The organism is Catellatospora sp. NPDC049111 (genome assembly GCF_040648615.1).
Taxonomy (GTDB): Bacteria; Actinomycetota; Actinomycetes; order Mycobacteriales; family Micromonosporaceae; genus Catellatospora; species Catellatospora aurea.
This window is the reverse complement of sequence record NZ_JBEZEB010000035.1, coordinates 70,105-84,190: the sequence shown is the minus strand read 5'-3', so window position 1 is coordinate 84,190 and position 14,086 is coordinate 70,105. Positions and strand designations below refer to the sequence as shown.

The window sequence follows — 14,086 nt, the reverse complement described above, 5'->3', positions numbered from 1 at the left end:
TGAGCGCCGTTTCCGGTCATGATCTGCGCACAAACCACAGATCATGACCGGAAACGGCGATCATGGGCTGAGCGCGGCTCAGCCGCGGAGCATCTCCGCGACCAGGAAGGCCAGTTCCAGCGACTGCTGGGTGTTCAGGCGCGGGTCGCAGGCGGTCTCGTAGCGGCGCTCCAGGTCGGCGTCGGCCAGGGCCTGCGCGCCGCCCAGGCACTCGGTGACGTCCTCGCCGGTCAGCTCGATGTGGATGCCGCCCGGGTGGGTGCCCAGCATCTTGTGCACCTCGAAGTAGCCCAGCACCTCGTCGACGATGCGGTCGAAGTGGCGGGTCTTGTACCCGTTGGACGACTCGTGGGTGTTGCCGTGCATCGGGTCGCACTGCCAGACGACCTTCGCGCCGTTGTCACGCACCGTCTCGACCAGCTTCGGCAGCGCGTCGCGGACCTGGTGGTTGCCCATCCGGCTGATCAGCGTGAGCTTGCCGGGGATGTTGTCGGGGTTGAGCATCTCGCACAGGCGCAGCGCGTAGTCGGGCGTCGTGGTCGGGCCGAGCTTCACGCCGATCGGGTTGGCGATGCGGGAGATGAAGTCCAGGTGCGCGCCGTCGAGGTCGCGGGTGCGCTCGCCGACCCACAGGAAGTGGCCGGACAGGCCGTACGCCCTGCCGTCGGCGATGCGGGTCAGCGCCCGGTCGTACTCCAGCGCCAGCGCCTCGTGCGAGGCGTAGAGCGTGACGGTGCGCAGCGCCTCCTCGTCGGTCATGCCGCAGGCGCGGATGAACGCGAGCGCCCGGTCGATCTCACGGGCGATGGCCTCGTAACGCTCACCGAAGGCGGAGGTGCGCACGAAGTCGCGGTTCCAGTCGTGCACGGCGTGCAGGTCGCCCAGGCCGCCGCCGAGGTACGCGCGCAGCATGTTCATCGCGGCGGCCGCGTTGGCGTACGCCCGGATCATGCGCTGCGGGTCGGCGACGCGGGCCTCGGGCGTCGGCTCCAACGAGTTGATCATGTCGCCGCGGTACGCGGGCAGGCCGAGCGAGTCCAGCGGCTGCGAGCGCGGCTTGGTGTACTGGCCGGCCACCCGGGCCACCTTGACCACCGGCATGCTCGCGCCGTACGTCAGCACCACCGCCATCTGCAGCAGCGTGCGGGCGTTGGCCAGCAGGTGGCTCTCGGTGTTGTCGGCGAACGTCTCGGCGCAGTCGCCGCCCTGCAGCAGGAACGCCTTGCCCTCGCAGACCTGCGCCAGCCGCTGGCGCAGCTGGTCGACCTCGTACGGCGCGACGACCGAGGGCACCGAGTCCAGCACCCGGCACACCTGCTCGACCTCGCTGTAGTCCTCCCACGGCGGCATCTGCGCCCGCGGCAGGGTGCGCCAGTGGTCCAGACCCAGATCCTCCGCCGAGGCGACCGTGGTGGGCCGGCCGATGGTGACGCCGGACTCGCCGGGCTGCCGGTTGTCGCCCAGTTCGAGACCGGGGTGCCTGAGCTCATGCCATTCGTGGCGCATGGCCTCCAGGGTAAGGCCGCGTCCACCGCCGCCCGCAGCCGACGTGGCGCATTCCGCACCCTGAGATCACGCTGCGCGAACGTGTCGCCGCCAGGGCGCGGCCTCGTTGATCAGGCATGAGCGAGCGAAGCGGTCCGGCGATGCCGGGCGACGACGTACGGCGCGAGGTCGGCGCACTGCCGCGGCTGGCCGAGTACACACCGCACCGGACCGTGGCCGACGTCGACCTCGAAGGGCAGGTCGTGCCGGGGCTGACCGGCGAGTTCTTCCGCCGGCCCGAGGACGGGCGCACCGCCACCGTGGGGCTCTACCGCTACCTGGGCGTCGAGCTTTTCATGGCCTGGGGGTACGTCGGGGAGGAGCACTGCCGGTGGACGGCGTACCGGCGCACCGACGGGGTCTGGAGCGCGCCGCACGCGGGCTGCCCGCGGGTGCGGCGCAGCGGCGAGCAACTGGAGCTGGACCTCGACGGCGAGCGGGTGGCCCTGCGCACCGCCGCCCGACCCGGCAGCGGCACCGGATCGGGCGGTTGCGCGGTACCGCCGCCGGCCGTCCGCGACTCGTCGCACACAGCCGACAGCGGGTTCGCACCGTCCGCCGGGTCGCCCCGGCAGCGGGTCTCTCAGCCGGCCTCGACCGCGGCGGCGACGGCGACCTCGCGCCGTACGTAGACGATCGAGGTGACCGTGATCGCGAGGCTGGTCACGAGTGCGGCCGCGTGCAACACGGGGTCGGGGATGGGCACGAACGCCAGCACGCCCGCGGGGATCTGCACCAGTCCGATCAGCAGCATCAGCGCTGCCGAGCGGCGGCCGCGGGACCAGGCGAAGGCGGTCCACACCGGAGCGGTGACGACCGCGAGGGTGAGCACGTCGAGGATCGCGTGCAGCACGGGGTTGGTGACCTTGTCGTGTGCGTAGGCGTAGGCCGGGGCGGAGATCATGAGGGCGGCGAGGGTGGTCCCGAGGATCGTTGCTGCGCGTCGCATGGCCGTCTCCTTGCGTGCGGCTCCGGGGGCGGAGCTACGGGGCCGGGGGTTCGACTCAAACTCCCTGGTCCGAGCCTAAGACGACGCTCCGAACAGCAGGAACCCCCGCAGGCGTGAATGATCCCGCGGGGGTCCTCCGATCACGTGAACGCGCTCAGGACGCCTGGTCGGCGATCTCCTTTGCCCGGTCGCGGGCGGCCTCCAGGGCGGCCAGGAACGCCGCGCGCACCCCGTGGTTCTCCAGCTCGCGGATGGCGGAGATGGTGGTGCCCGCGGGCGAGGTGACCGCCTCGCGCAGCTTCACCGGGTGCTCCCCCGAGTCGCGCAGCATGATGGCCGACCCGATCGCGGTCTGCACGATGAGGTCGTGCGCCACCTGGCGGGGCAGCCCGAGCAGGATGCCCGCGTCGGTCATCGCCTCGACCAGGAAGTAGAAGTACGCCGGGCCGGAGCCGGACAGCGCGGTGACCGCGTCCTGCTGGCTCTCCGGCACCCGGATCGTGCGGCCCAGCGGCGAGAACAGCTCCTCGGCGATGCCCAGGTGGTGCGCGGTGGCGTGCGGCCCGGCCGAGATCGCCGTCATGGCCTCGTCGACCAGTGCGGGCGTGTTCGTCATGACCCGCACCACCGGCGTGCCCTCGGCCAGCCACTTGGTGAAGAAGCCCGTCGGCAGGCCCGCGCACAGCGAGATCACCAGTTTGCCGGCCGGGATCTGCGGCCCCAGCTCGGCCATCAGCGCCCCGGCGTCCTGCGGCTTGACCGCGATCGCCACCACGTCGGCGGCGGCCACCGCCTCGGTGTTGTCCAGCACCCTGATGCCGTACCGGTTGCGCAGCTGCTCGGCCCGTTCCTCCCGCCGCGCGGTGGCGACGATCTGATCCACCGGCCACCCGGCCTTCACCAGCCCGGAGAGCAGCACCTCTCCGATCTTCCCCGCCCCGATCACGGCAACGGTGTACATCCGTACTCCCTCCATGCGCGAAGCGGGTTGATCATGAAGTTAGGGGTGCCGACACGCCGCCGAACACTTCCTTAAGTTCATGATCAACCCGCCGTGGGTCGGGCTCAGCCGAAGAAGGCCTCGGCCTCGGTGTAGCGGTGGAGGGGGACGGTCTTGAGCTCGCGGGTGGCCTCGGCCAGCGGGACGCGCACGATGTCCGTGCTGCGCAGGGCGACCATCTTGCCGAAGTCGCCCTCGTGGACGGCGTCGATGGCGTGCAGGCCGAAGCGGGTCGCGAGCACCCGGTCGAAGGCGGTCGGCGTGCCGCCGCGCTGGGTGTGGCCCAGCACGACCGCGCGGGCCTCCTTGCCGGTGCGCTTCTCCAGCTGGTCGGCCAGCCAGTTGCCGATGCCGCCGAGGCGCACGTGGCCGAACGCGTCCAGCTCGCCGTTGAGGGTGATCATGTCACCGTCGGTCGGCATGGCGCCCTCGGAGATCACGATGATCGGCGAGTAGTTGGTCTTGAACCGGGTCTCCACGTGCTCGACGACCTTGTCCAGGTCGAACTTCTGCTCGGGGAGCAGGATCACGTTCGCGCCGCCGGCCAGGCCCGCGTGCAGCGCGATCCAGCCCGCGTGGCGGCCCATGACCTCGACGACCACGGTGCGGTGGTGCGACTCGGCCGTGGTGTGCAGCCGGTCGATCGCCTCCATGGCGATGTTGACCGCGGTGTCGAAGCCGAACGTGAAGTCGGTCGCGCCCAGGTCGTTGTCGATCGTCTTCGGCACGCCGACGACGTTCACGCCCAGCTCGGTCAGCTTGGTGGCCACGCCGAGGGTGTCCTCGCCGCCGATCGCCACGAGCGCGTCCACGCCCATGTCGGTCAGGTTCTGCTTGATCCGCTCCACGCCGTTCTCGATCTTGAACGGGTTGGTGCGGGACGAGCCCAGGATCGTGCCGCCGCGCGGCAGGATGCCCCGGACCTCCGGGATGCCCAGCGGGCGGGTGATGCCCTCCAGCGGGCCCTTCCAGCCGTCGCGGAACCCGACGAACTCGTGCCCGTAGGTGCCCACGCCCTTGCGGACCACGGCGCGGATGACCGCGTTGAGACCGGGGCAGTCGCCGCCGCCGGTGAGTACGCCGATACGCATTTTCTCGTCCTCCCGATTACGGGTAGTCAGTTGCCGGGCCCCGGGAGACGAGTGATCACGGCTACGCTGCCGGCCGGGGCGGGCCGCAAATGCGCACTGTACTGGGCTTGCCCGGGTAAGGCCAGCACGCCCCGCCGCTGTCCACATGTCGGGGGCGCGAGCCGGTCACCAGGCCAGCGCAACAGTGTCGTCATGGCAAGGTTACCCGTGCGTGACAGAGCCGCGGCAGCCCGGGGCGTGCCGTTCCGGCCCGTCATCGGCCCTTCACCCGGCGTCCACCGCCGGCGGTTTCGCGTCCTTGCGCTTACGCGCCGTCATCGCCTTCCAGCGGGCCAGGTTGTGCCGGGCGTCCACGAGCGCGTCGTGGCGGGCCGTGGCCGCCTCGGGCAGCGTCGGGCGTCCCTTGTCGTCCCACAGCTGGCGCAGCTCCTTGGTGAACCGCGGAATCGCCCGGGGCAGCGCCACCATCGGCCCCCACAGCTGCGCCAGGCACACGTGGTCGTACGCGCCGTACCAGGCCCACAGCTCGATGGTCTCCTGCGGCCGGCCGGCCAGCGGCTCGGTGAGGAACTCCAGCAGCTCGGTGCGGATGCGCTCGCGCGAGCGCCACGCCTTGTCCGCCGGGGACGGGAGCAGGTTCAGCACGTTGTCGCGCACCCACGGGATGGCCCGCTTCGGGTCGAACTCGGTGGACACGGCGTAGAACTCCCGGCCGAACTCGTCGACCACGCCGATCGAGACCAGGTCGATGGTGACTCCGTCCTCGATGAACTCGCAGTCGTAGAAATAGCGGTAGGCCACGTCTTCCCCTGTCCCTGTGCGGTGCGTCCGGCGCCGTGGGCCCTACCCTGGGCGCCATGACGTTCTCGATCGTCGCGCGTTCGGCCGACGGGGTCGCACACGGGGTCGCCGTAGCCAGCAAGTTCCTGGCCGCCGGGGCAGCCGTGCCCGCCGCGGAGGCCGCCGTGGGCGCGCTGGCCACCCAGTCCTACGCCAACCTGGCCTACCGCCCGCAGGGGCTGGCCCTGCTGCGCACCGGCACCGCGGCGGCCGGCGTGGTGGCCGGGCTGACCGCCGCCGACCCGGACCGCGAATCGCGCCAGCTCGGCGTGGTGGGCCGCACCGGCGACGGCGCGACGTTCACCGGGTCGGGGTGCCACGGCTGGGCCGGTGGGCGCACCGGTGACGGATACGCGATCCAGGGCAACATCCTCACCGGACCCGAGGTGGCCGCCGCCATGGAGACCGCCTGGCTGGCCTCCGACCCGGCCGCGGCGCTGGCGTACCGGCTGCTGGCCGCGCTGCGCGCGGGCGACGGCGCGGGCGGCGACCGGCGCGGACGGCAGAGCGCGGCGCTGTACGTCGTCGCCCCCGGCCAGGGCTACGGCGGCACCAGCGACATCGTGGTCGACCTGCGCGTCGACGACCACCCCGACCCGTGCGCCGAGCTGGCCCGCCTGCTCGACATCCACACCCTGCTGTTCGGCAAGCCCGACCCGGCGACCCTGCTCCCCCTACGCGACGCCGTCGCCGACGAGGTCCGCGCCCTGCTGACCGCCCGCGGCCACACCGCGTCCGATCTCGACGCCGCCCTGTCCGACTGGGCCGGCATCGAGAACCTCGAGGAGCGCATGGTCCCCGGCCACATCGACCCCCTGGTCCTCACCCACCTCCGCACCTGCTGACCGTTCACCGCGCATCGCGCGGCGCGAGCCGGGGACGGAACGCACCATGATCGTTCGACTTGCCAGGCACCTGGGCGAATGCGGGGTCAAGATACGCACAGGTGCCAGGCAAGTCGAACGATCAAGAGAGCCCGCCGCAGGGACGGATGCAGGAGCGGGGTCAGTCGAGCAGGGCGGCGCGGGTCTCGTCGAGGCCCGCTCGGCAGCGGTCGGTGTCCGCAGGGGTCAGGTCGCCGGTGACCAGGGCGTGGGCGTACGCGTCGGCCTCCAGCGCCCAGCGGAAGCGCAGCAGGGTGTCCAGGCTGCCCTCGATCTCGGCGACCGGCACCGGGCCCGCGGCCGCGTACGCCGCCAGCAGCTCCCGCGCCCGCTCCGGGCCGCCCGCGTGCCGGACGGCCGAGGCCACGTCGTACATCAGCGGGCCGAACCCCGCATACCGCCAGCTGACCAGCCCGATGCGACCGGTGTCGTGGTCCAGCCGGAACGCCGCCGGGTGCGGGTCGCCGTGCAGCGGGCCGACCGTGAGCCGATCGGTGATCTGCAGCTTCGTCAGCGCGGTGACCGCGCCGGTGATCGCCGGCCGCAGCCAGCCCGCACAGGACAGATACGGCGCGTCCGGACGCAGCGGATGCCACTCGGCCAGACCCGGATGCCGGAAGCCGGCTAGCCCGCGGTGCGCCGCGCCGAGCCGGTCGCCCCACCACTGCTGGTCCACGGGGTCGGCGCCGTCGAGCGGGCGGCCGGGCACGAAGGCGACCAGGGCGAGCACGTGCTCGCCGACGGGCACGCTCAGCGCGCCGTCCGCCGCCCGCACCGGGGCGCCGGTGTCGACACCCTGCCGGTCGAGATGTTCGGCCGCGGCGAGCCCCGCCTCGAAACGGCGCCGCTCACCGGCCGCCACCAGCACTGCCAGGTACCGCCGGTCACCTACGGCAACCGTCCTGGTCGATGTCGTCGGCTCACCGTCCAGCGGAGTGCAGCCGTCCGGCTGAAGGTGCCATGCCGTACGAAGTGTCGTGCGGATCGTATCGTCAGCCAGCACGGGCGGATTATCACACGTGGCGACACGGTGTCGTATCCGTCGGAGGTGTCTGCGTTACGGCAGATCTGTTGATGGACGCCCTCCGATGGCGACGCACGGAGTGGACGTGGCGGCTCACGCACGCGATGATCTGTCCAGGGTTGCACCGGCCACCACGACCGTGGATGCCGGTGGGGGTGGGAACACGGAAGGGGTAGGCGGTGGAGATTCGCATTCCGGAAGCTGCGGACGCGCTCACCGGGGTCGACATGTTCGCTGGTCTGGAGCCTGAGGTTCGGCAGCGGGTGATCGCCGCGGCGGTGCCCCGCACCTTCCGCAAGGGGCAGCTGCTGTTCGTCGAGAACGACCCCGGCGAGTCCCTCATCGTGCTCAAGCGCGGATCGGTGGCCATCTTCCGCACGTCCCCGACCGGCGAGCGCGCGGTGCTGTCCGTGCTGCGCCCGCCGGATGTGCTGGGCGAGGTGTCCCTTCTGGACGGCTCGGCGCGCTCGGCGTCGTGCGAGGCGCTGGAGGACTGCACCGCGCTGGCACTGTCGCGCGGGGCGTTCATGGAGCTGGTGCACTCGAACCCGCGCATCCTCGACGCCGTCATGCGCTCGCTGGGCGCGCTGATCCGCCGGCTGACCGAGCAGAACGCCGACCACGTCTTCCTGGACCTGCCCGGCCGCGTCGCCAAGACGCTGGTGCGGCTGGCCGGGGAGAGCCAGGCCCCGATGATCACGATCGAGCTGAACCAGAGCCAGCTGGCCGAGATGGCGGGCGGCTCGCGGCAGAGCGTGAACCAGGCGATCGGCTCCTTCGCCAGCCGGGGATGGCTGCGCACCGAGGGCCGCCGCATCGTGGTGATGGACGTCCCCGCGCTGCGCCGCCGCGCGGGCATGCAGGACCGCTGACACCGACTGTTCCACCGATCGAGGCTCCACCCCGCGCGGGGTGGAGCCTCGATCCGTTCGCGCACAACGGGTTCGGCCTCTACTGAACCGCTTTACCCGACGGGGCCCGCACCCTAGTATGGGAGCGCTTCCATTGACGGCCGTTCCCAACGCCCGCGATGTGCCCGCATCGCTGAGAGCGGCCGCGTTATCGAGGAGACCCCATGCCCCGTTCTCCACGGCGTGCCCTGCTGGCCGCACTGGCGGCGGTCACGGCCACACTGGCGCTGGCCGTGCCGTTCGTCGGCTCCCCCGCCGCCCAGGCGGCCGACCCGCGCGACAGCTTCGTCACCCGCTGCGGCATCCGCTTCTGCCTGGACGGCAAGCCCTACCACTTCGCCGGGACCAACACCTACGACGTGTTCACCTTCGGCTACGACTGGCTGCCCGGCGAGCAGTACGTCGACAAAGCCAAGATCGATGCCCACATGACCCGGCTGCAGAGCGACAACGTGTCGGTGCTGCGGCTGTGGATGTTCAGCCACGAGGACTGGATGGGCTTCGAGGCCGCCGAGGGCGTCTACACCGAGGAGGCGTTCATCCTCTTCGACTACGTCATGAAGTCCGCCCGGGACCACAACATCCGGCTCATCCCCGTGTTCGAGAACTTCTGGGAGGCGTACGGCGGCATCGACAAGCGCCTGTCCTGGGAGGGCCTGCCCACCGGATACGCCAACCGCTGGCGCTTCTTCAACAAGACCGCCTGCCCCGGCTGCTTCACGCAGTACCGCGACTACGTCACCAAGGCGCTGACCAGGACGAACTCGTTCACCGGCGTGGCCTGGAAGAACGACCCGACCATCCTGGCCTGGGAGCTCATGAACGAGCCCCGCTACCCCGACGCCACGCCCAACGAGAACACCACGGGCACCACCCTGCGGGCCTGGGTCGACGAGATGGGCGCGCTGGTCAAGAGCCTGGACCCGAACCACCTGCTGGGCACCGGGCAGGAGGGCCAGGAGACGAAGTACGGCTACGGCGGCGACTCCGGCGGCCCGTGGACCTACATCCAGTCCTCGCCGTACATCGACTTCACCTCGGGGCACATGTACCCCGCCGAGGGCTGGGCCGGCCTGAACTTCGCCTCGGCCCGCGCGCTGCTGCGCCGCTGGATCAGCGACGCGCACACCGTGGTCGGCAAGCCGTTCTTCCTCGGCGAGTGGAACGTGCACGACGACAAGACCACCTGGTGGTCCGAGATGTACGCCGAGATGGAGGCTTCCGGCGGCGACGGCGACGCGTTCTGGTGGTTCCCCGCCAACAGCAACTGCGGCGGTTTCGACTCCGGCCAGGGCTGCCCCGAGCACGCCGTGTTCCGGCAGCACTCGCTGAACATGAAGGCCAAGAGCGGGGTCGTCGACCCGTCGCCGAGCGTCAGCCCGTCCCGCTCGGCGAGCCCCTCGCCGTCGGCCAGCCCGAGCCCGAGCGCCAGCCCGAGCCCGAGCGCCAGCCCGAGCCGCAGCACGAGCCCGTCGCCCAGCGCGTCGCCGAGCCCCAGCGCGAGCCCCAGCCCGAACACCGGGACGAGCTGCCGTGCGGTGCACCGGATCGACAACTCATGGCCCAACGGCTACAACGCCTCGCTGGTGATCACCAACACCGGCAGCACCACGTTCGCCAACTGGGTGCTGACCTTCACGCTCGGCAGCGGCCAGGTGATCGTCAACGGCTGGAACGGCACGTTCACCAGCAGCGGCGGCACGGTGACGGTCACCGCGCCGGGCTGGGCCCCGAACCTGGCGCCCGCGCAGAGCTGGACGGTGAGTTTCACCGGCTCCGGCCCGTCCACGGCCCCGACGAACGTGAAGCTCAACGGGGTGGCCTGCACCGCGAGCTGAGCTAACGGCAGGGGGCGGGCCGGATCTCCCGGCCCGCCCCCCGCGTCACGTCAGGCGGTCACGGCTTCTCGTCGGTCTCCGCGTCCGGGTCGTCGGCCGGCGGCGCACCGGGGCCCACCCACGCCTTGTCACCGGCGGGCGGCGACCCGGGGCCGACCCACGCCTTGTCACCGGTCGGCGGCGCACCGGGGCCGACCCACGCCTTCTGCGGCTGGTCGGGCGTCGGCTGAATCTCGGTCATGTTCTCCACCACTCCCTGCTCTTCGAGCTCGGCGAGGGTGACCGCGTCGATGTCCACAAGCTCGCCCACGCCGTGCGCGACCCCGAAGGGGTCGGTCCAGGCGAGCGCCAGTCGCACCAACATCGTTCGGCCTCCCACGTACGACCATCGATCGGTTAGCGTCCGCTGGCGTGCGCACCGGCGGCCCGCCTCCGGCGGGACCCCCCGAACGCCTCCAGCGCCACACGAGACCCCGGCGCGCAGGCCGCGGTCTGTCAGTGCACGAAACTGTAGCCGCGCGGCGGTGTTGGTGCGGACCCCTTGTCGCGTTAGCTACAGCGGTAAGGAAACGACCCGGGCGGTCAGGCCATACTGGACCTCCGGCGACCTGGCGGAGACGTGAAGACCCCAACCTGCGCGCACTGCTCCCGCGCGGCCGGCCCGGACGACAGGTTCTGCGGCGGCTGCGGGGCGAACCTGACCCCACCTTGCGTCCATTGCGGACGTACGGTGGCTTTCGGCGACCTCTTCTGCACCGGCTGCGGCAACCCGCTGGCCGCGGGGCAGGGTCCGCCCGCACGGGAGGACCGGCGTCAGGTCAGCGTGCTGTTCGTCGACATGGTCGGCTTCACCACGTACGCCGAGCAGTCCGACCCGGAGCAGGTGCGCACCCTGCAGCAGGAGTACTTCAGCGCGGTGCGCCAGGTGGTCCGGCAGTTCGGCGGCGTGGTGGAGAAGTACATCGGCGACGCGGTGATGGCCATCTTCGGCGCGCCGGTCGCCACCGAGACCGACGCGTTGCGCGCGGTCCGGGCCGGGCTGGAGGCGCAGCGGGTGCTGAGCCGCGGGCCGCTGGCCGCCGCGGCCACCTTCCGGGCCGGGGTGGCGACCGGGGAGGCGCTGGTCGACGTGGGCGCCGCCCGCGACGGTGGGCAGGCCATCGTGGCCGGCGACGTGGTCAACACCGCGGCCCGGCTGCAGGCCGCCGCCCCGCCGCACGCGGTGTTCGTGTGCGCCGACACCGCCCGGGCCAGCGCCGACGACATCGAGTACGACGAGCTGCCGCCCCGCACGCTCAAGGGCCGCAGCTCGACCAGCCGGGTCTTCCTCGCGGTGTCCGCGCGGCTGCAGCGGCGCGACCGGGACGAGTCCACCCCGATGGTCAACCGTGACCACGAGCGCGGCCTGCTGGTCACCGCGCTGCACCGGACCATCCGCGACCGCAGCCCGCAGCTGGTCACCGTGTTCGGGCCGGCCGGCATCGGCAAGAGCCGGCTGCTGCGCGAGCTGGCCCGCCATGCCGAGCGCATCCCGGAGACCACGGTGTGCTGGCGGGTCGGGCACTGCCCGCCGTTCGGCGAGAACGTGACCTACGCGGCGCTGGCCGAGATCGTGAAGGCGCAGGTCGGCATCCTCGACACCGACGACGAGGCGACCGCCCGCAACCGGCTGGAGACCGCGCTGCGGGCCATGTGCGGCGAGCTGGAGGCGGCCCGGCTGGGCGACGCGCTCGGCCCGCTGGTCGGTCTGCCCGGCGCCGGGCTCAGTCCGGCCGAGACCGAGTCCGCCTGGCGGCGCTTCCTGCTGGCGATGACCACGGCCAACCCGACCGTGCTGGTCTTCGAGGACATGCACTGGGCCGACGAGGCCATGCTGCGCTTCGTCGAGATGCTGGGCAGCATCGGTCCCGGCGTGCCGCTGCTGGTCGTCGCCACCGCTCGGCCCGAGCTGCGCGAGCGGCGGCCGGGCTGGACCAGCGCGGTCAGCGGCGCGGTCTCGGTGTCGCTGGGCCCGATGCACGACGAGCACATCGCCGCCATGTACCGGCTGATGTTCGGCCAGGCCGTGTTCCCCGCCACCGGGGTCGCCCCGCTGGTCGAGCTGGCCGGCGGCAACCCGCTCTACGCCCACGAGTTCGTGCGCATGCTGGTCGAGCGGGGCGAGCTGCGCCCGGTCGGCGGCAACTGGGCGCTGGCCGACGGCGACGCCACCCCGATGCCGCAGACGGTGCAGGCGGTCATCGCCAACCGGCTCGACCTGCTCGACCCGACGGACCGCTCGGTGCTGCAGGCCGCCGCGGTCGTCGGCACCCAGTTCTGGCCGGGCGCGGTGGCCGGCTCGCTGGGCCTGCCCGTCGACGTGGTGACCCGGTCCCTGCAGCGGCTGCAGCAGCGTGATCTGGTCGCCGAGCACCCGACCTCGGCCATGGCCGGCGAGCCGGAGTACGCGTTCCGCCACGTGCTGGTCCGCGACGTCTGCTACCAGCGGCTGCCGCGCAGCGAGCGGGTCACCCGGCACCAGCGCACCGCCGACTGGCTGGAGCAGATCGCCGACAACCGGGTGACCGACCTCGCCGAGGTGCTGGCCAACCACCGCTGGGCCGCCCACGAGATCGCCCGGACGCTGGGCATGGACCCCGAGCCGTACGCCCCCGCGGCGCGCACCGCGCTGCACCGGGCGGCCCGGCGCGCGTACGCCCTGCATGCCCTGGACGCCGCGGCGACGCTGCTGGACCGGGCGTTCAGCCTGAAGCTGGCACACGACCCGCTGCTGGACCTGTTCGCCGCCGAGCTGGCGCTGTACCGGGCCGGGGACGAGTTCGCCGACGGCGGCGGCGCGCAGCGGCTCGCCGAGCTGGCCGAGGAACTGGACCGGCTCGGCGAGCGGGCCGGCGCCGCGCGGGCGCTGACCCTGCTCGGCACGGTCGCCTGGAGCCGCGCGGACCGGGCCGCGACGCTGGCGCACCTGGACGCCGCCGTGGAGCGCTACGAGGAGCTGCCGGAGACCCTGGAGAAGGCCGAGGCGCTGCTGGAGCTGGCCCGGGTGCACATGATGAACTACGAGACCGAGCCGGCGATCGCCGCCGCCGAGGCCGCGGCCGACATCGCCGACCGGATCGGCCTGGCCGAGGTGCACGCCAACGCCCGCATCACCTCCGCCACGGCGCGCTACATCGCCGGCGATCCGACCGGGTTCAGCGAGCTGGAGCTGCTCACCGAGCACTGCCGGGAGCACCGGCTGACCAGCCGCCGCCGGGCGGTGCAGAACTACGCCTGGGCCTGCCTGGAGGAGGGCGACCTGCCCCGGCACCACCGGCTGCTGGACGAGCAGCGCACCGTGGACATCGCGGGCGGGCTGAGCCTGGCCACGAACTTTCACAAGGAGGCGGCCGACGCCTTCTTCGCCGGGGACTGGGACACCCAGGTGCGCGCCATCAGCGAGACGATGCGCTCCAGCGCGGCCGAGTGGGATGCCATGTCGGTGCTCACCTCGTCCTGGATCCGGGTATTGCGCGGCGAGCAGCCCGACGACGACGCCATCGAGAAGCTGCTCGACTCCGCCCGCCGCAGCGGGTTCCACCGGGTGCTGCGGGGAGCCGTCGCCCCCGCCGCGCTGTGCCGGGCGCTGCAGGGCCGGGCCGAGGAGGCCTCGTCCCTGCTCGGCGAGCTGGAGCAGGACTGGCAGGCCCGGGTGATGCTGCCGTTCGGCGAGTGGGTGGCGGCCGCAGGGCACGCGGCGGCGCTGCTGGGGGCCGTCGACCAGGAGCGGGTGCGAAACATGCTGGCGCGCTCGCCACGGCGTACGCCCTGGGTCCGGGCGGCCCTGGCCACGGTCGCCGGTGAGCACGTCACCGCGGCCGCCCACTTCGCCCGCATCGGCGACGCCAGCAACCGGATGCTGTCGCTGGCCTGGGCGGCGCGGGCCGGCAGCCTCGACGAGCCCGGCCTGGCCGAACTGCGCGAGTTCGCGGCCCGCTACCGCGCGACGGGCCTGCTGAGCTGAG

General features: G+C 72.4%; 12 protein-coding genes. 5 read left to right on the top strand and 7 right to left on the bottom strand.

Annotation, left to right across the window (positions count from 1 at the left end; all coding sequences use genetic code 11):
• Positions 1 to 78: 78 nt before the first annotated feature.
• Positions 79 to 1,506: a class II 3-deoxy-7-phosphoheptulonate synthase gene (locus AB0B66_RS32965; protein WP_360537348.1), complete on the bottom strand. Its 1,428-nt coding sequence runs from the start codon at positions 1,504 to 1,506 to the stop codon at positions 79 to 81.
• Positions 1,507 to 1,622: 116 nt separating this feature from the next.
• On the opposite strand from AB0B66_RS32965, the gene AB0B66_RS32960 reads away from it, so the two are divergent.
• Complete coding sequence (locus AB0B66_RS32960) at positions 1,623 to 2,177, top strand: hypothetical protein (RefSeq protein ID WP_360537346.1); 555 nt, start codon at positions 1,623 to 1,625, stop codon at positions 2,175 to 2,177.
• Here AB0B66_RS32960 and AB0B66_RS32955 read toward each other — a convergent pair.
• The 4 genes from AB0B66_RS32955 to AB0B66_RS32940 form a co-directional block, all read right to left on the bottom strand.
• A complete protein-coding gene (locus AB0B66_RS32955) occupies positions 2,129 to 2,494 on the bottom strand; it encodes a hypothetical protein (protein WP_360537344.1) in 366 nt (121 codons plus the stop codon). The genes AB0B66_RS32960 and AB0B66_RS32955 overlap by 49 nt on opposite strands.
• A gap of 154 nt (positions 2,495 to 2,648) precedes the next feature.
• Entirely contained in the window at positions 2,649 to 3,470 is an 822-nt protein-coding gene (proC, locus tag AB0B66_RS32950; RefSeq protein ID WP_360537342.1) for a pyrroline-5-carboxylate reductase, read from the bottom strand.
• Between the two features lie 89 nt (positions 3,471 to 3,559).
• Entirely contained in the window at positions 3,560 to 4,585 is a 1,026-nt protein-coding gene (locus AB0B66_RS32945) for a 6-phosphofructokinase (RefSeq protein ID WP_360537340.1), read from the bottom strand.
• A 264-nt stretch (positions 4,586 to 4,849) separates the two neighbouring features.
• Complete coding sequence (locus AB0B66_RS32940) at positions 4,850 to 5,386, bottom strand: polyadenylate-specific 3'-exoribonuclease AS (protein WP_360537338.1); 537 nt, start codon at positions 5,384 to 5,386, stop codon at positions 4,850 to 4,852.
• 56 nt (positions 5,387 to 5,442) lie between these two features.
• Between AB0B66_RS32940 and AB0B66_RS32935 the strand changes: the two genes are divergently transcribed.
• Positions 5,443 to 6,270, top strand: a complete 828-nt coding sequence (locus AB0B66_RS32935) for a DUF1028 domain-containing protein (RefSeq protein ID WP_360537336.1) — start codon at positions 5,443 to 5,445, stop codon at positions 6,268 to 6,270.
• 160 nt (positions 6,271 to 6,430) lie between these two features.
• Here AB0B66_RS32935 and AB0B66_RS32930 read toward each other — a convergent pair whose 3' ends face one another.
• Positions 6,431 to 7,312, bottom strand: coding sequence for a phosphotransferase (locus AB0B66_RS32930; RefSeq protein ID WP_360537334.1), 882 nt, complete (start codon positions 7,310 to 7,312; stop codon positions 6,431 to 6,433).
• 200 nt (positions 7,313 to 7,512) lie between these two features.
• On the opposite strand from AB0B66_RS32930, the gene AB0B66_RS32925 reads away from it, so the two are divergent.
• Both AB0B66_RS32925 and AB0B66_RS32920 read left to right on the top strand, forming a co-directional pair.
• Positions 7,513 to 8,205, top strand: a complete 693-nt coding sequence (locus AB0B66_RS32925) for a Crp/Fnr family transcriptional regulator (protein WP_144121521.1) — start codon at positions 7,513 to 7,515, stop codon at positions 8,203 to 8,205.
• Positions 8,206 to 8,408: 203 nt separating this feature from the next.
• Positions 8,409 to 10,082 (top strand): cellulose binding domain-containing protein, encoded by a 1,674-nt coding sequence (locus tag AB0B66_RS32920; protein ID WP_360537332.1) that lies wholly within the window; start codon positions 8,409 to 8,411, stop codon positions 10,080 to 10,082.
• Positions 10,083 to 10,140: 58 nt separating this feature from the next.
• Here the strand turns inward: AB0B66_RS32920 and AB0B66_RS32915 are convergent, their stop codons facing one another.
• On the bottom strand, positions 10,141 to 10,446 hold the full coding sequence (locus AB0B66_RS32915) for a hypothetical protein (RefSeq protein ID WP_360537330.1): 306 nt from the start codon (positions 10,444 to 10,446) through the stop codon (positions 10,141 to 10,143).
• A gap of 255 nt (positions 10,447 to 10,701) precedes the next feature.
• On the opposite strand from AB0B66_RS32915, the gene AB0B66_RS32910 reads away from it, so the two are divergent.
• On the top strand, positions 10,702 to 14,085 hold the full coding sequence (locus AB0B66_RS32910) for an AAA family ATPase (protein ID WP_360537328.1): 3,384 nt from the start codon (positions 10,702 to 10,704) through the stop codon (positions 14,083 to 14,085).
• Position 14,086 lies beyond the last annotated feature (1 nt).